Consider the following 991-nt stretch of genomic DNA (forward strand, 5'->3'; position numbering starts at 1 on the left):
CTGCGTTGGAGGTGCAGTACGCGGATTTCGCGTTGTGGCAGCGGGAGGTTTTGGGGGATGAGGGGGATCCGGAGTCGGTGTTGGCGGCGCAGGTGGGGTATTGGCGTGGGCAGTTGGCGGGGTTGCCCGAGCAGTTGGAGTTGCCGGCGGATCGGGCGCGGGGGGCGGTGGCGTCGTATCAGGGGGCGACGGTGGGGTTCGAGGTGGATGCGGGGGTGCATGCGGGGTTGAGCCGGGTCGCGGCCGAGCACAACGCGACGGTGTTCATGGTGGTGCATGCGGCGTTGGCGGTGTTGTTGGCGCGGTTGTCGAATTCGCGGGATATCGCGGTGGGCACGCCGGTGGCGGGTCGGGGTGAGGCGGCGTTGGACGAGTTGATCGGGATGTTCGTCAACACGTTGGTGTTGCGGACCGAGATCGATCCGGGGGCGCGGTTCAGCGAGTTGCTGGCGGGGGTGCGGGCGGTGGATGTGGCGGCGTTCGGGCATGCGGATGTGCCGTTCGAGCGGTTGGTGGAGGTGCTGGATCCGCCGCGGTCTCCGGCGCGGCATCCGTTGTTCCAGGTGATGTTGACCTTCCAGAATCTGACGGTGCCGGAGTTGGCGTTGCCGGGGTTGTCGGTGGCGCCGGTGGATCTGTCGGTGGGGTTGGCGAAGTTCGATCTGCAGTTGGCGGTGGCGGAGAACCTCGGGCGTGACGGTGGGCCGGGTGGGTTGTCGGCGGCGTTCACCTATGCCACGGATTTGTTCGATGTGGCGACGGTGCGGGATTTCGCCGACCGGTTCACCCGGATCCTGGCCGCGGTCGCGGCGGATGCGTCGGTGGTGGTGGGGGATATCGATGTGCTGGCTTCCGGGGAGCGGGAGTTGGTGTTGCACGAGTGGTCGACGCCGGGGGCGTTGGTGCCGGAGGTGACGTTGGTCGATGTGATCACCACCCAAGCCCGCAACCGTCCCGACGCGGTCGCGATCCGGTGTGGTGACACGAGCTT

Annotated in this window: 1 protein-coding gene; it reads left to right on the top strand. The window is 67.5% G+C overall.

What is annotated here, in order from left to right; translation table 11 throughout:
* Nucleotides 1-991 (top strand): condensation domain-containing protein (locus NB3_RS33760; protein ID WP_244892189.1); only part of this gene is annotated, 991 nt, incomplete at both ends.

The organism is Nocardia beijingensis NBRC 16342, from assembly GCF_001612785.1.
Taxonomy (GTDB): domain Bacteria; phylum Actinomycetota; class Actinomycetes; order Mycobacteriales; family Mycobacteriaceae; genus Nocardia; species Nocardia beijingensis.